Source organism: Halogeometricum sp. CBA1124, assembly GCF_009741955.1.
Lineage (GTDB): Archaea > Halobacteriota > Halobacteria > Halobacteriales > Haloferacaceae > Halogeometricum > Halogeometricum rufum.
Window position 1 is genome coordinate 25450 of sequence record NZ_WPCD01000012.1, and the last position, 20156, is coordinate 45605.

Here is a 20156-nt window from a genome sequence, read left to right on the forward strand (position 1 = left end):
TCGATTCGGTGTCCGCGACGCGCACCCTTCAAGACACTCCAGTCCTAACGTCCGGTGAGATGAAAATCCGACAGAACATCCGGCACTTCGCCGCCAAGAAGGCGCTGACGATGCCGGTCGTCGGGGACATCGCCACGGAGAAACTGGTTGACCTGCACGTCCGCGTGTTCGGCGAGAAGGCCGACCCGGCCCACCGCGAGGAACGCGAACCGCACATGGAGGTGTTCTTCGACCTCACGTTCGATACGTACGTGGCGGCGCTGGAATCCGGCTTCTCCGAGGCCGAGGCCCGCGAGATAACGCATATCCAGGCGAACTTCGACTTCTACAACCACGGCTGGACGGAGATGATGGAGTTCCCCGCCGACGAACTGGAGGACCACTACGAACGCTACGAGGAGTTCTTCCGGCGGTACGACATCGACATCGCCGACCCCCTCGGCGACTTCCGCACCCGCGAGGTGCCCGAGGCGCCGTCGACGCCCGAGAAACTCGACGACCCCCAACACCCCCACGCGGTGGGCGGGTTCGCGGACGACGTCTACGTCGAGAACGAGGCCGGCGAAGTCGTGGTCGGCGGACAGGAGGAACCCGAAGACGTCGACGTGAACGCCGCGCCCGGCGTGCAAGACGCCGACGTGGACGAGAGCGAAGCGTAACCGCGCGAACGGCCCTTTCTTGTCGCGGCGCGACCGCTGGCGTCGTCGGCGACCGGTCGGACCGGGTCGCCGGAACGTCCTCGGAGCGAATCGAGTGAATCGGCGGAGCGGCCGCCGGCGCACCGACTGTCCGTCCGTCACTCCGAGAGCGTCCCGTCGCTCGCGGGCGGCGCGGCCATCTCTATCCGGCCGTCGCCGCCGACGACCACTCGCAGTCCCGCGTACCGGAACTGGACGGACAGCGCGGGCGGCCCCGACGACACCAGTGCGTCCAGCGCGTCCGGGTCGACGCACTCGCCGAGGACCGGGAGATTTCGCGGGTCCCGATTCGTCCGGCGCGCGACTTCGTTCACGACGCGGACGCCGACTGGCTCCGACGACCGATTCGTCCGTTGGTTCTCCAGTTGTGTCACCTCCAGTTTACTAGTAGCACTCAGCATCGGTCAATAGCGCGTACGATTCTCGATTTCGGAGAAGTCTGACCCGCGACGCCGAGCGAATCCGGGGCGGGCGCGGTCCCGCCTCAGTCGTCCGCCGCCGGCGCCGCACGCGTCGTGTCCACCACGCCCTCGGTCCACGTCCCCCGGAGGAACCAGAGGCCGGCGACGACGGCGCTGGCGACGTTCGAGAACGCGATGGCGTACCAGATGCCGGTCACGCCGAGGCCCGTCCACTCGACGAGGGCGTAGGCGGGCGGGATGCGGAGCACCCACAGCGAGAGCAAGGAGAACGCCATGGCGGTCCGGGTCGAACCGCTCCCGCGGAACCCGCCCGAGACGACCCGGAAGACGCCGAGGAAGGCGAACGCGGGCGCGATGATGCGGAGGTAGTCCACGCCGATGGCGACGACGTCTGGTTCGCCCGGGATGAATACCGCGACGATGGGCTCGGCGAAGAGGGTGCCCACGACGCTGACGACGGCGAGAGCGCCCGCGATGAGGCCGACGCCGAGGAACACCGCGCGCTTCGCGCGGTCGGCTTTGCCCGCGCCGAGGTTCTGCCCGACGGCGGTTTCGACGCCCTGTTGGAGGCCGATGGCCGGCAGGAACACCAGCGAGTTGAGTCGGTTGCCGATACCGAACGCGGCGACGGCCGCGGAGGTGTCGACGCCGGCCGCCGTCGCGCCCGCGTAGGCGACGAGTGCCGTCAGGGCCGTCACGCCGAGGGCGCGCGTGGACTGCTCGATGCTCGTCGGAGCGCCGATGCGCACTATCTTCCGCACCGTCTCGACCTTCAGGAGGAGGTCCTCCGTCGAGAGGTGGATGCCCACCCGTCCGGAGAAGAGCAGACCGAACCCGACGAGAGCGCCGACGCCGCGGGAGAACACCGTCGCGACGGCGGCGCCCTGCACGCCCATGCCGGCGAACCCGGTCAGGCCGTACAGCGTCGACTGGAGGTCGGCCAGTCCGAGCACGCCGAACAGGGGGTTGCCCTGGAACCCGAGGATGAGGAACGGGTCGATGACGACGTTCAGCACGACGCCGAACGCCATCAGGTACATCGGCGTGCGCGTGTCGCCCCACCCGCGTAGAAGCGCCTGAAAGATGAAGAAGCCGAACATGAAGTAGACGCCGAGGAAGATGGTCCGCGTGTACGACACCGACAGCGCGTGGACCTCGGTGCCGGGCGTCGTGCCGATGAGGGGCAGGAGCACCGGCGCGACGAGGTAGCCCACGGCGGAGAAGACGACGGAGAGCAGGGTGACGAAGGCGATGGTCTGCCCCGCGACGTGGTCCACCCGGTCGTCGTTGCCCGCGCCCTTGTTCTGGGCGACCAACACGGTGCCGGCGACGGTGAACCCGCCGCCGATGGATATCATCAGGAAGACGATGGGCCACGAGAACGAGAGCGCCGAGACGGCGTTCTCGCCGACGCGGCCGACCCAGAACGTGTCCGCGAGGTTGTAGCCCACCTGCATCAACTGCGAGAGGACGATGGGGAGCGAGAGGACGAGGAGCGGTTTCAGCATGCCCCCTTCGGTGAGGGTCACGTCGCGCGAACTCACCGCCCGTCACCTCCGTCCGCGACCAGCGAAGAGAGGACGAACTCGTCGAGTGCGGCCGCCACCTCCCCGGGGGCGTCGTCGTCGCCCAGCGTCACGCGTTCGCTCCGCGCGCCGTCGAGTGCGTCGACGAGGAGTCGGGCCGTCCGGTCGGCGTCCACGTCGCGGAACGCTCCCGTCTCGACGCCGTCGCGGATGACGTCCGCGATGCGGGCCCGGATGACGCCCATGTTCGTCCGCAACTGCTCGCGATAGGCGTCCTCGTACGGCGCCTGCATCCGGACTTCGAGGATAGCGAGGCCGAATCGGTCGTACTCCGCGTCCTCGGTCCCGCCGTCGTCCGCCGCGTCGGTCCCGCCGTCGCCCACGTCGCTCTCGACCGACTCGTCCTCGGGAAGCATCCGGGCCACGAGGCCGCGAAGTCGCTCTTCGGGGTCCTCGTCCTCGGTGTCCTCGAACTTCTCCTCGAACCGTTCGAGGAGGTATCGGAGGAACGCCACCAGCAGGTCGCGCTTCGTGTCGTAGTGGTAGTGGAGGAGAGAGGAACTCACGTCCGCCTCGTCCGCGATGTTCTGCATCGTCAGTCGGGCGAATCCGCGTGCGCAGAGCGCCCGATAGGTCGCCTCCATCACCGTCTCGTGCACGTCGGGGGGTGCCGACGCGTCCGTCCGTTCGGTCACTAACTGACTAGTCAGTCAGTCGCGGTAGAAAGGGTTTCGGTTCGTAGGCACCTGTCGGCTAACGAGAACGAACGTTCGTGAGAGACGGGGGCCGTCTCAGTCGTCCGCGACGGCGGACTCGACCGCCGGTTCGCGCCGTCGCTTCTCGGCGATGCGGTCCGCGCACTCGTATCCCGCGACGATGCCGCCGTTCAGCGACCGTTCGGGGTACTGCGCCGCGGAGGCCATCCCCGCGTAGTAGACGCCGTCGGCCACGTCGTCGCCGAGGTCGTACGGCACCACCAGGTCGAGGTAGCCGCGTTCGTAGATGGGGCCCGCGCGGGGGTTGCGCGCGACGCGGAACTCCTCGACCGCCGCGTGGTCGAAGTCGGGGAACATCCGCGCTATCTCGTCGAACCACACGTCCGCCACCTCGTCGTCGTCCATCTGCCAGAGGTCCTCGTGGGGGCCCTGGACGTAACTGGCGACGTACAGGAGGTGGTCGCCCCCGTAGCGTTCCCGGGGGACGAAGTTCGTGTGCTCGATGAGCGACCCGAACGGGGCGTCGTGGGCGACGTTGAGCCAGTAGGTGTCCATCAGCGACTCCGACATCGTGGCGAGACCGCAGACGGCGCCCTGGAACTCGATGTCGCACTCGTGGCCGGTCAGGTCCTCGAGGACGTTCGGCATCGCCGCGACGACGACGTCGTCCACCTCGTGCGTCGCGGTTCCGTCCGCCGTCTCCACGGTGAGCGAATCGACCGACTCGCCGTCGGTCGCCAACTCCGTCACGCGCGCGTCCGTCGTGATGTTCTCGCGGCCGACGGCGTCCACGAGGGCGTCCAAGAGGGGCCGGAACCCGCCGTCGAAGTAGCCGAGAATCTCGCCGCGCAGGAGGTCCCGTTCCCCACGGAAGCGGACGCGCCCGAGGAACCACGCGGCCGAGACGTCCTCCTTTCGGTCGCCGAACTTCCCGTCCAAGAGCGGGTCGACGAAGTTGTCGTAGACGCTCTGCGTCGTGTGTTCGACCACGAAGTCGCGGATGGGGACGTGTTCGTACTCGCTCAGGTCGTCGTAGGCGTCGAAGTCGGGGCGGCCGCCGCGCACGTCGATGCCCTGCGTGAGCATCCCGAGGCGGAACTTGTCGTAGAGGCTCATGTGCGGGTAGGCGGCTATCTGCCACGCGGTGTCGAGGGGGTGGACGGTGCCGTCCACGTAGTAGGCGTTCTTGCCGACGCGCCACTCCAGTCGGTCGCCGAGGCCCAGTTCCTGAGCGAGTTCGACGATGGTCTCCTCGGACTTCGAGAGGTGGTGGTAGAACTTCTCGATGTCGTCGCCGGCCGTCTCGTAGACGGCGGCCAGACCGCCCACGTCGTCCGTGGCTTCGAACACCTGCACGTCGTAGCCGTGTTGTCGCAACCGATACGCCGCAGCGAGTCCCGCGATTCCGCCACCGACGACGCCTATCATGGGTCGGGCTAAGCGGGCCCGTGGAAAATCCGTTTCGCTCGTTCGCAGAAGGAGGATTTATCGCACACGAGCGGAGAGAGATACATATACGGGGATGGACGGGTCAGTAAGTTGGCAGTTCGTCGCGTACGCACCACCGTTGTTGGTCGCCGCAGCGGTCCTGTTCGGACTCTCGCTGTACCTCGCCGGGCGGCACGACGTCCGAGAGCGGTTGCCGGAGGCGAACGTCGCCGCCCTCCTCCTCGGCGCGGCGGCCGTCTGGATGGGCGCGTACGGACTCGAACTGCTCCGCACGGATTACGCGACCAAGGTGCTTCTGAACCGCGTCGCGTACTTCGGGAGCGCGACGCTGCCGGTGCTCTGGTACGAGTACGTCCGCATCCACGTCGGCGGCGCGGAGGCCATCTCCCGGCGCAGACGGCTCGTCCTCTGGGCCGTCCCGGCCGTGACGCTCGCGTTGGTGCTCACGAACGGGTGGCACTCGCTGGTCTGGCAGCGGGTCTACCTGAACGACGCGATGGGGTTCGTCTCGCTCGTCAACGAACACGGGCCGGCGTTCTACGCGTTCTTCCTGTACGCCTACGGGCTCATCTTCGTCGGCATGGCCCGTCTCGTCGCCGTCGCACGCGAGACGAGCGGCACCCGGCAGACGCAGGAGGTGACGCTGCTCGTCGGGGCCGCACTCCCGGCCGTCGGCGGCGCGATATACGCCGCCCCGTGGAACCCGTTCCCGCAGGTGAACCTCCCGGCAGTCGCGTTCGCGGCGGCCGCCGGCACAGTCGCGTGGAGCGTCGTCCGGCACGGGCTGTTCACCGTCGTCCCCGTCGGTTGGCGAGCGGTCGTCGAACAGCTCGACGAGGCGGCCATCGTCCTCGACGAGGCGGGACGCGTCCTCGCGTACAACCCCGCCGCGGAGGCGTACATGTCTCGGGACCCGGTGGCGACGTACGGCGCGGACGGCCGGGACGTGCTGCATCCGACCGTCGCCACCGCGGCGTGGCCGTCGGACGGTGACGAAACGGCGACCGACGGCGGGGGGACAGCCGACGGCGGGACGGTCACCACCCGGAGCCTCGAACGGGTCGCGACGGCGTCCGGCACGTCGAGATACGGCGCTCGCCGCTCCGGGAGCGCGGCCGGCGGACGGGGTCCGTCGTCGTCGTCCGCGACGTGACCGACCGGCGCCGCCGGGAGATGCGTCTGCAGGCGCAGAACGAGCGACTCGACAAGTTCGCCTCGGTGGTGAGTCACGACCTGCGGAACCCGCTCAGCGTCGCCCGCGGCTACGCCGAGTTGGCCCGAGAGACGGGCGACGACGACCACTTCGAACGAATCGACGAGGCGCACGACCGCATCGAACGAATCGTCAGCGACCTCCTCGTCCTCGCCCGCGAGGGCGACGTGCTGGGCGAGACGGAGACGGTGGTGCTGTCCGCCGCGGCCGAGTCGGCGTGGCAGTCCGTCGACGTCGGCGGCGACGCCGAGAGCGACGACGGGACGCCGACGCTGGTCGTCTCGGACGAGGCGACGTTCGAGGCCGACCCGGACCGGCTTCGACACCTGTTCGAGAACCTCTTTCGGAACTCCGTCGAGCACGGCTCTCGACGTGCCTCCGGTCGCTCCGCTCCCGGAGACAGCGTGGAGCACGGCTCCGCGAGCAGTCGGCCAGCGGCCGACGACGCCGTCGAGCACGGGTCCGCGAGCGAGGCGACGGCGTCCGACGGCCTCACCGTCGAAGTCGGGGCGCTCCCCGACGGCGGGTTCTACGTTCAGGACGACGGACCCGGAATCCCGGGGTCGGACCGCAAACGCGTCTTCGAGCGGGGTTTCAGCACCGACGAGGGGACGGGACTGGGGTTGGCCATCGTCGACGAGATAGCCAGCGCACACGGCTGGGAGTCGAGGGTCGCGGAGTCCGCCGCGGGCGGCGCACGCTTCGAGTTCGCGCCCGTGAGCGAGTGACGAACGGCAGAACGGCGAGTTCTCCGCTTCGCTACCTTTTTATTCGCAGTTGGGGAAAAAAACGCCATGCGAACGGTTAGGGCACCCGCGACGAGTGCGAACCTCGGGAGCGGCTTCGACGTCTTCGGCGTCGCCCTCGACCGACCAGCGGACGTGATTCGAGTCGAACGCGCCTCGCGAACGACCATCGACGTGACGGGCGTCGGCAGTCAGTACATCCCCGAAGACCCGGAGAAGAACGTCGTCGGCGCCGTCGCGGAGGCGCTGGACGCCCCGGCGCACATCGAGATAGACAAGGGCGTCAGACCGTCGTCGGGGCTCGGGTCCTCGGCGGCGAGTGCCGCCGGCGCCGCCCTCGCGCTGAACGCCCTGTACGGTCGCGGCCTCTCGCGGACGGAGTTGGTGCCCGTCGCCGCCGAGGGCGAGGCCGTCGTCTCCGGCGAGGCGCACGTCGACAACGTCGCGCCCGCCCTCCTCGGCGGCTTCACCGTCGCCCGCGAGGACGAGGTGACCACCGTGGAGGCGGACATCGCGCTGGTCGCCTGCCTGCCGGAGATAGCCGTCTCGACGCGCGACGCCCGCAGAGTCGTCCCCTCGCACGCCGACATGGAGGACGTCGTCCACACCGTCGGATCGGCGGCGACGCTCACCGTCGGGATGTGCCGGTCGGACCCCGAACTCGTCGGCCGCGGGATGGACGAACGACTCGTCACGCCCGCCCGGTCGGAACTCATCACCGGCTACGGGGGCGTCCGGTCGGCGGCACTCGACGCGGCGCGACGGGCGTCACCGTCTCCGGCGCCGGCCCGTCCGTCCTCGCCGCCTGCTACCCCGACGACCGACGCCGCGTCGCCGCCGCGATGATAGACGGCTTCGAGGACGCCGGCGTGGAGGCGCGCGCGTACCAGACGCGCGTCAGCGACGGCGCGACCCTGTTCTGAGCCCCGGACGACCGCGGATGCACACGGCCGGTCGGCCGATTCAGCCTCCGTGGCTGCCGCTAGCGTGGTTCGAGACAACACGTCTTCGAGCAGATATTTCACGCCGACCGGCGTAGTTTCGGCTGTATGAAACGAGCACTCGTCGTCGTCACGCCCGGGAACCGCGGGCGTCGCCTCCTCCGCGAAGCGGGAGCGTACGCCGAAGGCACAGACACCGAACTCGTCCTCCTCACCGTCGTTCCGGAGGAGGAGTTCGAGGAGAAACGCCGAGCGGTCGCCGAAATCGGCTCCTCGGACGCCGTCTACACCCTCGAACAGGCCGAGGAGTCGGCCGAACGCGAGCGACAACCGTCGCCGAGGACGCGTTGGCGGGACTCGACGTCTCCTACCACGCCGTCGGCACCATCGGCCGCGAGGCCGACGCCATCCTCGACGTGGCCGACTCCGAGGACGCGGAGCACGTCTTCCTCGGCAGTCGTCGCCGGTCGCCCGCCGGGAAGGCCCTGTTCGGCGACGTGGCGCAGACCGTCCTCTTAGAGTTCGACGGTCCCGTGACGCTCCTGATGGGGGAAGACGTGGACGAGACGCCCGGCACCGACGCCGTCGCGTAGTCGTCGACGACCGCCAGACGGTGGTTTTTCGACGACCGACCGTCGCGACGCGCAGCGTCTTCGAACGGCAGTGAATCGAACGAGAGCGAGTCTAACGGCAGTGAATCGAACGAGAACGAGTCTAACAGTAGCGAGTTAAACGGGAGCGAGTCGAACGACGGCGAGAGAACGAGCGTCCGGAAGCGACTCAGACGCCGCGGCCCTGCAGTTTCTCCTCGTCGGGCAGCGTGGCGTTCGCCTCGCCCTTCATCCCCGCGCCGAGGTTCGAGGAGATTTCGGCGAGTCGCTCGGGGTCGTCCCAGTTGTTGACCGCCTCGACGACGGCCTCGCCCATCTCCTCGGGGTTCTCGCGCCGAAGATGCCGGAGCCGACGAAGATGCCGTCGCAGCCGTGGTGCATCATCAGGGCGGCGTCGGCGGGCGTGGCGATGCCGCCGGCGGCGAAGTTGACGACGGGCAGGCGGCCCATCTCGGCCGTCTCGTGGACGAGTTCGGCCGGCGCTTCGTGTTCGCGGGCCCACTTCTCGCGCTCCTCGAACGTCTTCCCTTCGATTTCGCGGATTGCGCCCTTGATGTTGCGCTGGTGGTGGACGGCCTGGTTCACGTCGCCCGTGCCGGCCTCGCCCTTCGTGCGAATCATCGCCGCGCCCTCGTCGATGCGGCGGAGCGCCTCCTGCAGGTTGCGGGCGCCGCAGACGAACGGCGCGGTGAAGTCGCGCTTGTCGATGTGGTAGCGGTCGTCGGCGGGCGTCAGCACCTCGCTCTCGTCGACCATGTCCACGCCGATGGCCTCCAGAATCTGCGCCTCCTTCGTGTGTCCGATGCGGGACTTGCCCATCACCGGGATGGAGACGGAGTCGATAATCTCCGACACGTCGGCGGGGTCGGCCATCCGGGCCACGCCGCCGCGCTTGCGGATGTCCGCCGGGACGGCTTCGAGCGCCATCACCGCGACTGCGCCGGCCTCCTCGGCGATTCGCGCCTGCTCGGCGTCGACGACGTCCATGATGACGCCGCCCTTCTGCATCTGCGCGAAGCCGCGCTTGACGAGTTCCGTCCCGCGACGGAGTTCCTCTAGATCAGTCTCCTCGGGCATGTCCTGAGGTTACGGTCGGACCCACTTAAGCCCAACCAGTGCGCGGTCGAACGTCAGTCGCGCCGGACGTCGCAGCCGAGGTCCGAAAGCGCCGCGAGCGCCGACTCCGCGTCGTCCTCGGCGACGAGGACGTGGTCCGTGGAGTACGCCGACAGGACGAACACCGCCACGTCGCGTTCGGCGAGCGCCGACGCCACCACGGCGAGAAACCCGACCAACCCGAAGGGGAGGACGACGTCGAACGTCAGGAGCGTCCACCCGGGGTTCGTCCGGGTGACCGCTCGCTCGTCCACTCGCGCCTCGGGGACGACGTGGGTCCGCTCCCGTCCGTCGTCTATCGTCGCGAACGCACCGGGCACGTCGCCGTCGGCGGTGACCACGGCGTACGTGTCGGACGCGACGACGACGGGGCAGCCTTCGAGGACGGACGAGGGGTCCATGCGTCCCGTCGGCGAGCGACGACGATAGCGCTACCGAATCCGGACGTGAACGCCCCGAGCGGCGGTTCCGCGCGACTGCGGCGCGGACGCGGGGACGCACCGGTGCAAGCGCGGTGACGCATCGGTGCGAAACTCGGGGGATGTGCCCACCCCCGACGGAACCGCCACCGATTTGTATCGGTCGGACTTCCCCCACACATGGCACCGTCCACCGGTCTCCGACGCCTCGCGGACGGCGACGGACTCCCGCCCGCGGACCGACTGCCGTGGTGGCTCTCGCCGCTCCCCGAGTGGCTGGAGAACGTCGGTCTCAACCTCGTCTGGGTCGTCGTCGCGATAAACCTCCTCGGGACGGCGTTCGGCTTCTGGTACTACGGCTTTCACCCGATTCCGCTGTCCGACCCGTTGATAACGTGGCAGTTCGCCGCCGAACCGGTCGTCATGTGGCCGTTCGTCCCCGACAGTCCCATCGCGACGCTGTTCATCGCCGCCGCCTTCGGCCTCTGGAACTCGGTCGGACGAACGAGTACGTGAACGCGCTGGCGTTCTTCGGCTGCTGGAAGCTCGGCCTGTGGACGCCGTTCGTCCTCGCGACGTTCTCGGAGGCGTTCCTGGAGATAAATCCGCTCCCGATGTACCTGTTCCTGTTCTTCAGCCACCTCGCGATGGTCGTCGAGGCGTTCGTCATTCACCGCATCTCGGACTTCCCGGTGCGCGCCGTCGCCGTCGCCGTGGTCTGGTACGGCTTCAACGACGTGGTGGACTACTTCTATCCCATCGTCGGCGATCCCCACCACACGTCGCTCCCCCTCGCGGACGCCGCCCCGTTCGCCGGCAGCACCGTCCTCCAGATAGCCGCCGCGGGCGCCGTCGTCCTGACGCTGGTGGCGACGTTCACGTCGCTCGCGACGCGCGTGAAGAAGTTGGAGTCGGGGTCGCTCCGGCCGTAGCGCCCGGCGTCGGGGACGGCAGTCGGGTCTCGGAAGTCGCCCGCGGCCCTAGAAAGCGGGGTGGTACACTGATACCCCCGCACGTTCAACGTCCATCGATGAGTGACCTCTACGACGCCGTCGCCGACCTCCCGTTGCGAATCGGCGACACGGCGCGGACGCGACGCGACAGAGACACCTCCAGCGGATTCCGTCGCGCGACGACGACGTTCCACCTCCGCGGGGACGGCGTCGCCGGCCACGGCGAGGACGTCTCCTACGACACCGACGACCACGACGCCCTCGAGAGCGCACCGGCGTTCGACCTCGGCGGCGAGTACGGGTCGTTCGACGCCTTCTCGGACCGCCTCGACGAACTCGACCTGTTTCCGACGGCCGCCCCCGCACGCGAGTCGGCAGAACACTACCGCCGGTGGGCGCTCGAATCCGCGGGGTTGGACCTCGCGCTGAAGCAGAACGACCTGTCGCTCTCTGAGGCGGTGGGGCGAACGCCCAGTCCGCTTCGGTTCGTCGTCTCCACGCGCCTCGGCGACCCGCCGACGACCGACCGGGTGGACGGCCTCCTCGACGCCTACCCCGGCACGGAGTTCAAACTCGACCCGACGGCCGACTGGACCGACGAACTGGTCGACTCGCTGGCCGCTACCGAGTCGGTCCGCATCGTCGACCTGAAGGGCCACTACGAGGGGACCGAGGTGGACCAGGAGCCGGACCCCGCCCTGTACGAGCGGATTCTGTCCGGCTTTCCCGACGCGGTCGTCGAAGACCCGGCGCTGACCGACGAGACCCGGCCCTTGTTCGACGGCGAGGAGGACCGCGTCTCGTGGGACGCGCCGATAACGGGCGTCGAGTCGGTCCGAGACCTCCCCTTCGAACCGTCGTGGCTGAACGTCAAGCCGTCGCGGTTCGGCACCGTCGAGTCGCTGTTCGAGACCATCGAGTACGCCGAGGAACGCGACGTGTCGCTGTACGGCGGCGGCCAGTTCGAACTCGACGTCGGGCGCGACCACGTCCAACTGCTCGCCGCCGTCTTCTACCCCGACGGCCCGAACGACGTCGCGCCGGGCGCGTACAACGACCCCGACGTGGGGACGGACCTGCCGACGAGTCCGCTCGACGCGCCGTCGAACACCGTCGGACTCGCGTGGGAGTGAGGTGAGCGGGTCGGGACGGACGCGTGCCGACGGCGGCGAGTCTCTGTCGGCCGACCGTATCCTGCCCCCTCGACGCGGCGTCTCACGTCTCGTTCTCCAGCCGTCGAACGCGAATCGCGAGTGCGAGAAACGTGCCGAGAACCGTCAGACAGACGGCCGCGGCGGCGGCGACGTCGTGCGCGCGGACGGCGTGGTCGCCGGCGCCGGCGAGTCTGGGGCCGAAGTACGTGTGGTGGTAGTCGCCGACGAGAGGGAGGAAATAATCGACGACGTCGTTGAAGCTGAACCAGACCGCGGGGACGGCGACGGACGGGACGGTGAACTCGGCGTACCGGTGGACGACGAACGCCTGCAGCCCCATCCCGAGGTGGCTGACGAGGAGGAACCACTGGTAGGGGTCGCCGGTCGCGAACACGTCGTTGACGGCGACTTGGACCACGACCACCCAGAACCCGTACTTCAGGTTCCCCACGAACGCCAGCGCGTGAATCCAGTTCCGGTCCCGGCCGACCTTCCACGACACCAGACTCGCGACCATGAACAGCGTCACCAGCGGGCTGTCCGGCACCGCGGGCCAGATGACGGGCCGGCTGTTCGCGAGTTGAAAACGGTAGTGCCAGAACCCGAACGCGGTGCCCGCGAGGTTGACCGCGACGAGCACCCACGCGAGACGGAGGGCTATCGATTCGACCGGGTCGGGAAGCGGCGAGAGGTACGCCGGGAGGTCGTCTGCGGGGGGAATCCGAGCCATCGCGGGTACCCTCTTTCGAGGGCGGTCACTCGGGCGTTTCGCTCCGGCCGCCGGGACGTTCGCGAGTCGATGGACCGAACGTTCGCTCTCGGCGGTCGTTTCGGCGACGCGGTTCGCCGGGGAAGCGCGTTCCGTACGGCCGACCCATCCCGTGCGGGCGGGCCGCCTCGTGCGGCCGGGCCGCTCAGTTCCCCGTGCGCGAGAGTTCGTCGGCGTCGGCGCCGGCGTGCGACCGGACCCACAGTTCGCCGATGCGCGACAGGCGGGTCCGGTAGGACTTGCCGTGTTCCTCCTGTTCGATGTAGCCCTTGCCGCCGGGACCCAGCCTGTCGACGTTGTAGATGACCTTCGAGCGGAAGGAGTCGGTGTACTCCTCGTTCATGTCGCGGGCGAGCGTCTCGGCCAACTCGGAGACGGACTCGAACTCGCCGTACTCGCCCAACTCGAACAGGATTATCTCCTCGAACGGCTTCACGCTGGAGAAGGAGGCGACGGGGAGTTCGACGACGTGTCCGCCGCCGATGCGCTTGGCGCCGATGGTCGTCCCGCGTTCGTCGAACTCCTCCAGCAGGTCGGACGCCGATTCGAACCGCTCGCGGACCCTTCGTCGGCGACGTCGTCGCCGTCGAGCATGTCGCCCAACAGGTCCCGAGCCGCCCGAACCTCCTCTGCGAGTTCGGTCTCCAGGTACTTCTCGGGGGCCGTGTAGTAGGTGTGGATTCGCTCTCTGTCCTCCTGCCGTTCGACCATCACCGAGTGGGCGGCGGTGGCGAACGCGAACGAGACGGGCCGCGGCATCGCCGAGACGTTCACCCACACCTCGCTGTCGTCGGCCTTGTCCAACTCGGTGTTGATGAGGTGGTACGCCTGTTCGAAGGCGGCGTCGTAGTCGTACACGTCCTCGACGACGACGCGTTCGGTCTCCGCGCCGAGGAGGTTGCGGAAGTCCTTCTCCAGTTTGGTCGAGAGGTTCCGGGAGTACTCGACGTTCGCCTCCGACCCCACCGCCCCCTCCAGTAAGATGACGTGGTCGACGTCCAACTGGTCGCGGATGAGCGGCGCGATGAGTCGGTCGTAATCGAACCCGACGGGGACGACGTGCGTCTGCATACGTGGTAGTTGCCGTCGGAGATTAAAAATGGACAGAGACGGCTCGTCGGGCGGTGACGCCGAGCGGTCCGTCCCGCCTACGCCCGCCGCCGCCACGTCGGCGCGTCAGCGAGCGTCGGCACCGCCGCGTCGAGGTCCATCCGCGCCGCGCCGTAGAACCGCTCTCGTCCCACCGGCGTGCGGAGGCGGACGACGTCGGTGTGCGTCGTCACGCGGTACAGGGCGAGCGTCCACGACGACCCGGTGTGCTCCCACTCGCCGCGGAGGGTGGCGTCGTCGTCGCCGACGACGCGCGACCCGAGTTCCCAGCTCAACCGACTCGGACAGTCCACCTCGAACGGGACCACGCCGGGGAGCGTCGCGCCGTCGCAGCCCTCGCGAGAGACGTGTGTGGCCATACCACGTGTCGCGTGGTCTGTGAATAAAAAAGATAATCGTTCGCTCGCGTCACTCGAAGGCGGTCAGGTCGAAGTGCCGCCCGCCGCGGAGGTAGTCGACGCCGACGAACAGCAACGGCAGGCCAGAGACGGCGGTGACGACCGCGAGGAACGCGTCTTCCGCCCCACCGCCGAGCATGCGCGTCGCGTTCAGGATTATCCCGACGCCGAGGGCGACGTCGGCGACGCCGGCGAAGGCGTACCACGGCACGTCCCGGCCGCCGACGGGCACCGACGCCCGGAGGCCGGCGACGGCGAACCCGCACCCGGCGACGAAGAAACAGCCGAGGAGGACGGCCGTGAGGATGGTGTGCGGCGGGCTGAGGACGGCGAACGCGACGGACCCGGGGAGGAAGACGGCGGCGGGGACGAGGAGGAGGGCGCGGCGGTTCACACCGGACGCTCGGCCGACGACGGGGTAAAGCCACCGTCTGCGCGGACTGTCGTGTCTCGTGGTGCCAACGAGCATGCAGGCTTCACGACCCGTCGGGCGACCGGCGCGGTGTGACGGCGTTCAAGACGTACAATCGGCGGTACCCCGAGGCGTTCCCCGACTTGGAGTAGGAGGTTCGGGACGTGGTGGCCGGCGAGGACAGAGTAGCGTTCCGCGCGCGGATGCGGGGGGCGTTGGAGGGGGAGTTCCGGGGGTTCGACCCGACGGGCGAGTCGTTCGAAGCGGAAGGAATCGTCATCGCCCGCGTCGAGGACGGGAAGATCGCCGAGCGGTGGGCGAGTTACGACGTCCTCGGGATGCTGCGGCAACTCGGCCTGTCGGACGGGGCCACCGAGTGAACGGAGCGGACGCTCAGAGGCCGGCGAGGACCTCGTCGGTCGTCGCCACGTCGGCGAACTCACCGTAGAGGTGGGTCAGGGCCGTCCGGTGCATCGTCTCGGCCGAGTACGTCTCGCCGTCCGGTCCCTCGCGTTCGAACGTCGCCGTGGCGTCGGAGACGACGGTGGGTTCGAAGCCGAGGTTCTCGGCCATCCGCGTCGTCGTCGAGACGCAGTGGTCGGTGGTGAGGCCGACGAGGACGACGCGTTCGCAGCCGTTCTCGCGGAGCCACGACTCCAACTCGGTTCCGACGAACCCCGAGTTGACCCGCTTCGTGAACACCGTCTCGCCGTCGCGCGGTTCGGTCTCGGGCTTCCACGCGAACCCCGGACTGTCCCCTCGCAGGGGGGAGTCCGGTTCCGTGGAGTCGTGTCTGACGTGAGTCAACGGGAGGTCACGCTCCCGCCACGCGTCGAGGAGGCGGGCCGCGTTGGACTCGGCGTCGGGGGTGCTCCGGTCGCCGTACGCCGGGTCGTCGAGCCCCGTCTGCAGGTCGACGAGGACGAGGGCTGTTCGGTCGGCGTCGAACGCGGCGTCAGTCATCGGCGGTCCTCGGCGCGGGTTCGGTCCGGGGCGGGGCGGCCTCGGGTGGTCGCGCGTGACGACGATGGGGCACTCGTCGGGCGAGTCGTCGGGGTCCTCGCGGAACAGGTACTGCGGCCACTCGCGGTCCGATTCGACCCCCCAGTCGCCCAGGTCGGCGTGCGGGCAGACGCCGTCGTACTCCTCCATGCGGGCCTGGATGGTCTCGCGCGCCTGCTGACCGGCCTCGGTGTCGGCGGTGATGCCGTCGAACAGCGACCGGGGTTGGAACGTTATCTCCAGTCCGACCGGGCAGTACCGGCTCTTGCGCTCCTCGTAGAACGGCGCGCGACACGTCGGGAACATCGGTTCGCCGCCGAAGCAGAACTCCCAGTGGGGGTCGTCGGGGTCCGTCGGGATGTCCGCCGGCCACGGTTCCGGGTCGTGGACGTGGAGGAACTGCAGGAGGTGCCACAGCGTCTCGTGGTAGTCGCCTTCGGTGAACTCGCGGTCCGGCGGCCGGAAGAACGTCACGAACGACGCCCTGCCCGGTCGGTCGCGGTAGACGTCCAGATACTCCAAGAGCGCGTCGCGGAAGGCCAAGAGGGCGTCCTTGTCTGTCGTCGACGGCACCGCGGTGTAGAGCGGTTCGCCGTCGCGGACGGACTGTGCGCCGAAGTGGCAAGGGAACGGCGTGCCGTTCCGTTCGCCCAGAACCGCGTCGGTGAACGTCTCGAAGTGTCGGACGGCCCAGTCGGGCATCGCTCCGGACTCGACCCGTTCGGCCATCGTCTCCTGGTCGACGACCGCCTGCACGCCCGGTTCGTTCATACGAACACGTTCGACCGGACCGGCATGAGCGCTTCGGAAGTGAGAGAATCGGTAGGTGCTCGAATCGACAGTTATCGGGCCTCGAAACCGCTCGGACGGCGTCCGTTCGCCCGAGCGGCTGTCGGAATATCGAACGAGCGGTCGCTCAGTCGGCGCGGCTGCCGACGGCGAACGTCCCGGCGTCCTCGCCCGCGGCCGCGGGGGTCAGGTAGGAGACGCCGACGGTGAGGGCGAGCGAGAGCGCCATCCCCCACAGCGCGAAGTCCCAGCCGAAGTACATCGCGCCGAACAGCGTCGTCCCGCCGACGGTGACCTCCGGGAGGAAGACGTGCAGGAGGTAGAACGCCTGCCCCCCGCCGCGCCCGCGAACATGCCGGACCGGGTCGTCTTCGGCCAGTAGAGCGCCACCATGACGGGCAGCGCCAGTTGCGCGAAGCCGCCGAACGCGGTGTCGCCCACCTCGATGAGCGTCCCCGGTCGGAACAGGCTGGCGACGAACGACAGCGTGGCGAAGGCGGCGACGCCGAGGCGAGCGACCCAGCCCTCGCGTTCGTCGGAAGCGGTCGGGTTCAGGAACGGCCGGTAGAGGTCGCGCGTGAGGTACGACGACCCCGAGAGCAGCATCGAGTCCGAGGAGGACATCATGGCCGCCATCGCCCCCGCGACGACGAGGGCGGCGAACCAGACGGGCGTGTACTCGTTCAGGAGTGCGGGGACGACGTTCGACCCCTCCGCCACCTGCACCCCCAGTCCGGCGGCCCACGACCCGAGCAGGAACGCGGGGACGAACAGGAGGAGTACGAGGACGGGCCAGAGCGCGAACGACCGCTTCAGCACCCGGTCGTCCTTCGCGACGAAGAACCGCTGGTTTATCTGCGGGAACATGATGACGCCGAAGGCGATGGTGACGGCGGTAGATATCATCCACTCCGGCGAGTAGAGGCCGCCGCCGAGCGCGAGGAACTCGGGCGTGTTGTCGGCCATCGAGGCGGAGATGGTCGAGAGGCCGCCCGCCGAGGTGACGACCCACGCGACGGCCACCCAGACGATAGAGAGCATGAACAGCCCCTGAATCGTGTCCGTCCACGCGACGCCGCGGAGGCCCGCGAGGACGACGTAGATTATCATGAACACCGTGATGAGGGCGGCGCCGGCCCAGTAGGGAACGATGCCCTCGGTCAGGCCGACGATGGCCTCGCCCGCGCCCATCTGCTGGAGCATCACGTAGGGGAACAGCCAGAAGATGCTGACGCCGGCGACGAGGGCGCGGAGGCGCTTGGACCCGAAGCGGTCGCCGAGCATCTCCCCGAGGGTGACGTAGCCTCGGTTGCGGCCGATGAGCCACTGGCGGTAGCCGACGGCGTACCAGAGGATGGCGAACAGGACGCCGTCCATCAGCCCCATCACGAGAATCCACTCGGGGCCGGCCGAGTAGGCGAGGTTGGGACCGCCGAAGAACGTGAACGCCGAGAGCAGCGTCGCGAACGTCGTGAACAGCAGTACGACGGTGCCGAGCGACCGACTGGCGAGATAGTAGTCCTCGGCGTCCCGACTCGTCAGGCGGTAGGCCACGACGCCGACGGCGAGCGAGACGACGAGGTAGACGCCGACGACGCCCAGTTGGACCAGGAGGTCGGAGGTGGCCATCGGTCACACCCCCCGGTCGACGTCCATCCCTCTGTCCCACGCGCCGCGCGTGAACAGGTAGAACGCCACCGACGCCAGCAGCATCCAGCCGACGTGCCACCACAGCCACACCGGCAGTCCCGCCCACGTCGTCGCGTCGCGCCACAGGAACCACGGGATGGCGAACGTCACCAGTACGGCGAACACCGCAATCCACAGGTAATCGGTCCTCGGTCGAGTCATCTGGCGTCTCTAGTCCCCCGAAACAAGTAAACATTGTTGTTTCTAATTCGGAGAGAGGTTCCGAAGAATATTGTTCTTCAGTAGTCGAAGTTGGGTGGCGGCGGTCAACCAACGCGTCGAACGGGCGGGCGAGGGGGCGTCCCCGGCGACGCGGGCGGGGTGACGACGAGACGTATTCGAGCGACTCCGGGTAACCGCCGGCGCGACGACGACGAACGTCGAAACAACTACGAGTACGATAGTTATTTGCCTCCAGCAGTCCTTATATAAGGCCGTCACCGACCGATTCGTGACACTATCACCGACATCATCTCACCACCCGAGAGGGGTGCTTCATCAATGGACGATACAGCAAAATATCTCATTCACGCCGCGATTACTGCGGACGGCGTCGTCGAACGTTCGGACGTCGTCGGCGCAATCTTCGGGCAGACGGAAGGTCTGCTCGGCGACGACTTGGACCTGCGGGACCTCCAACAATCGTCGAAAGTCGGCCGCATCGACGTACAGATAGAGAGCGAGAACGGGCAGTCGTTCGGGAACGTCACCATCGCCAGCAGTCTGGACAAGGTGAAGACGGCCATCCTCGCCGCCTCGCTGGAGACCATCACGCGCGTCGGACCGTGTCAGTCCGACGTTCGCGTCACGGACATCGAGGACGTGCGCGAGGCGAAACGCCGCGAGGTGGTCGACAGGGCGAAAGAACTGCTGTCGACCTCGTTCGACGACAGCGTCATGACCTCCTCGGAGATTCTCGAGGAGGTCAAAGAGAGCGTCCGCGTCGAGGATATCACCGAGTACGAGGGCCTGCCCGCGGGCCCGCGCGTCCTCGACTCCGACGCCATCATCGTCGTCGAGGGGCGCGCGGACGTGTTGACGCTCCTCCGCTACGGCATCAAGAACGCCATCGCCGTCGAGGGGACGAACGTTCCGGACCCCGTCGCCGACCTGACGCAGGACCGCACGGTCACGGCGTTCCTCGACGGCGACCGGGGCGGCGAACTCATCCTGCGCGAACTCGTGCAGGTGGGCGACGTGGACTACGTGGCGTTCGCGCCCGACGGGCGGTCCGTCGAGGACCTGCAGCGTCACGAGGTCATGTCCGCCCTGCGGAGCAAGGTCGCACTGGAGATGCTCCCGGCCGAGGGGAGCGTCCGCGAGGCCGCCACCGACGGGACCGTCGCCGACGCCGGCGGTGACCCGTCGGACCCTCCTCGGGAGTCGCCGACGACTGAGTCGGCGACTCCACCCTCCGAGACGGGGGCGAACGAGGACCGCATCGACCGAAACCCGAGCGTCACCGTCGAACGACTGGACGACGCCGCGGCGACGACGAACGCGTCCGCCGACGCGGACGCGGCGCCGCCGGAGCGTCAGACGACGGACGAGGGAGGGGCGACCGGCACCGAGACCGACGCCAGCGCCGACTCTGCCGACGCGTCGGGCGTCGGGGCCGGCGTGGCGAGCGTCGTCAGCGAGACGGCCGACTCCCCGTCGGCGTCGACCGAGACGGACGACGGCGGCGACGAGACGACGGACGCGGCGACCGACGCGGACGAGGGGACGGTCGGCGCGGAACCGACCGCGGAGGCGGAGTCGGTCGAAGAGGCGGCGTCTGCCGCGGACGGGGAGACCGACGCGGCGGCGGCCGCCGAGGCCGACCGACCGGCCCCGAAGTCGCTCCGTGAGCACGTCCGAGAGGTCGTCCGCGGCGGGACGGGCGCCGTCCGGTTCCTTGACGCCGACTTCGCGACGACGGACGAACGCGACGCCGCCGAGGCGTTCGACGCCATCCGCGACGCGGAGACGCCGCCGGACACCGTCGTCCTCGACGGGACGTTCGACCAGCGTCTCGCCGACG

At 68.8% G+C, this 20156-nt stretch carries 16 protein-coding genes and 6 pseudogenes; 9 read left to right on the forward strand and 13 right to left on the reverse strand.

Annotated features, from left to right (window positions below):
* The first annotated feature begins 59 nt into the window (after positions 1–59).
* Positions 60–659, forward strand: a complete 600-nt coding sequence (locus GJ632_RS03270; RefSeq protein ID WP_191452068.1) for a DUF6149 family protein — start codon at positions 60–62, stop codon at positions 657–659.
* 137 nt (positions 660–796) lie between these two features.
* Here GJ632_RS03270 and GJ632_RS03275 read toward each other — a convergent pair whose 3' ends face one another.
* The 4 genes from GJ632_RS03275 to GJ632_RS03290 form a co-directional block, all read right to left on the reverse strand.
* A complete protein-coding gene (locus GJ632_RS03275) occupies positions 797–1099 on the reverse strand; it encodes a HalOD1 output domain-containing protein (protein WP_197427844.1) in 303 nt (100 codons plus the stop codon).
* A gap of 83 nt (positions 1100–1182) precedes the next feature.
* Entirely contained in the window at positions 1183–2628 is a 1446-nt protein-coding gene (locus GJ632_RS03280; RefSeq protein WP_191452082.1) for an MATE family efflux transporter, read from the reverse strand.
* Between the two features lie 32 nt (positions 2629–2660).
* Positions 2661–3290: a TetR/AcrR family transcriptional regulator gene (locus tag GJ632_RS03285; RefSeq protein ID WP_089809243.1), complete on the reverse strand. Its 630-nt coding sequence runs from the start codon at positions 3288–3290 to the stop codon at positions 2661–2663.
* Between the two features lie 147 nt (positions 3291–3437).
* Complete coding sequence (locus GJ632_RS03290; RefSeq protein WP_191452069.1) at positions 3438–4790, reverse strand: NAD(P)/FAD-dependent oxidoreductase; 1353 nt, start codon at positions 4788–4790, stop codon at positions 3438–3440.
* A gap of 94 nt (positions 4791–4884) precedes the next feature.
* On the opposite strand from GJ632_RS03290, the gene GJ632_RS03295 reads away from it, so the two are divergent.
* The 4 genes and pseudogenes from GJ632_RS03295 to GJ632_RS03310 all read left to right on the forward strand — a co-directional run bounded on the left by GJ632_RS03295 (position 4885) and on the right by GJ632_RS03310 (position 8304).
* Complete coding sequence (locus GJ632_RS03295) at positions 4885–5964, forward strand: histidine kinase N-terminal 7TM domain-containing protein (protein WP_197427850.1); 1080 nt, start codon at positions 4885–4887, stop codon at positions 5962–5964.
* Positions 5961–6752 carry a HAMP domain-containing sensor histidine kinase gene (locus GJ632_RS03300; protein ID WP_343160998.1) on the forward strand — a complete coding sequence of 264 codons (792 nt, stop codon included), beginning with the start codon at positions 5961–5963 and terminating at the stop codon, positions 6750–6752. Before GJ632_RS03295 ends, GJ632_RS03300 begins: the two co-directional genes overlap by 4 nt.
* Positions 6753–6818: 66 nt before the next feature.
* Positions 6819–7693 (forward strand): annotated as a pseudogene (locus GJ632_RS03305) (homoserine kinase).
* 126 nt (positions 7694–7819) lie between these two features.
* A pseudogene (locus tag GJ632_RS03310) lies at positions 7820–8304 on the forward strand (universal stress protein).
* 187 nt (positions 8305–8491) lie between these two features.
* Here GJ632_RS03310 and pdxS read toward each other — a convergent pair.
* A pseudogene (gene pdxS / locus GJ632_RS03315) lies at positions 8492–9399 on the reverse strand (pyridoxal 5'-phosphate synthase lyase subunit PdxS).
* 53 nt (positions 9400–9452) lie between these two features.
* Positions 9453–9839, reverse strand: coding sequence for an ACT domain-containing protein (locus tag GJ632_RS03320; RefSeq protein ID WP_191452071.1), 387 nt, complete (start codon positions 9837–9839; stop codon positions 9453–9455).
* A gap of 198 nt (positions 9840–10037) precedes the next feature.
* Between GJ632_RS03320 and GJ632_RS03325 the strand changes: the two are divergent.
* Both GJ632_RS03325 and GJ632_RS03330 read left to right on the forward strand, forming a co-directional pair.
* A pseudogene (locus GJ632_RS03325) lies at positions 10038–10789 on the forward strand (DUF1405 domain-containing protein).
* A 98-nt stretch (positions 10790–10887) separates the two neighbouring features.
* A complete protein-coding gene (locus GJ632_RS03330) occupies positions 10888–11943 on the forward strand; it encodes a hypothetical protein (RefSeq protein ID WP_191452072.1) in 1056 nt (351 codons plus the stop codon).
* 82 nt (positions 11944–12025) lie between these two features.
* Here GJ632_RS03330 and GJ632_RS03335 read toward each other — a convergent pair whose 3' ends face one another.
* From GJ632_RS03335 to GJ632_RS03350, 4 genes and pseudogenes are all read right to left on the reverse strand, one after another.
* The gene (locus GJ632_RS03335; RefSeq protein WP_191452073.1) at positions 12026–12694 is read right to left on the reverse strand and encodes a DUF1405 domain-containing protein; all 669 of its coding nucleotides are present in this window, start codon (positions 12692–12694) and stop codon (positions 12026–12028) included.
* Between the two features lie 184 nt (positions 12695–12878).
* Positions 12879–13804, reverse strand: a pseudogene (locus tag GJ632_RS03340) (DUF6293 family protein).
* Positions 13805–13881: 77 nt separating this feature from the next.
* Complete coding sequence (locus tag GJ632_RS03345) at positions 13882–14202, reverse strand: hypothetical protein (protein ID WP_191452074.1); 321 nt, start codon at positions 14200–14202, stop codon at positions 13882–13884.
* Between the two features lie 49 nt (positions 14203–14251).
* Positions 14252–14635 (reverse strand): hypothetical protein, encoded by a 384-nt coding sequence (locus tag GJ632_RS03350; RefSeq protein WP_191452075.1) that lies wholly within the window; start codon positions 14633–14635, stop codon positions 14252–14254.
* Between the two features lie 182 nt (positions 14636–14817).
* On the opposite strand from GJ632_RS03350, the gene GJ632_RS03355 reads away from it, so the two are divergent.
* Positions 14818–15033, forward strand: a complete 216-nt coding sequence (locus GJ632_RS03355; RefSeq protein ID WP_343160999.1) for an ester cyclase — start codon at positions 14818–14820, stop codon at positions 15031–15033.
* Positions 15034–15046: 13 nt separating this feature from the next.
* Here the strand turns inward: GJ632_RS03355 and GJ632_RS25750 are convergent, their stop codons facing one another.
* From GJ632_RS25750 to GJ632_RS03375, 3 genes and pseudogenes are all read right to left on the reverse strand, one after another.
* On the reverse strand, positions 15047–16426 hold the full coding sequence (locus GJ632_RS25750) for an isochorismatase family protein (protein WP_394351778.1): 1380 nt from the start codon (positions 16424–16426) through the stop codon (positions 15047–15049).
* 145 nt (positions 16427–16571) lie between these two features.
* Positions 16572–18073 (reverse strand): annotated as a pseudogene (locus GJ632_RS03370) (sodium:solute symporter).
* A gap of 3 nt (positions 18074–18076) precedes the next feature.
* On the reverse strand, positions 18077–18295 hold the full coding sequence (locus tag GJ632_RS03375) for a DUF3311 domain-containing protein (RefSeq protein WP_089808542.1): 219 nt from the start codon (positions 18293–18295) through the stop codon (positions 18077–18079).
* Positions 18296–18634: 339 nt separating this feature from the next.
* Between GJ632_RS03375 and dnaG the strand changes: the two genes are divergently transcribed.
* The coding region (gene dnaG / locus GJ632_RS03380; RefSeq protein ID WP_191452077.1) for a DNA primase DnaG at positions 18635–20156 on the forward strand (1522 nt) is incomplete at its 3' end.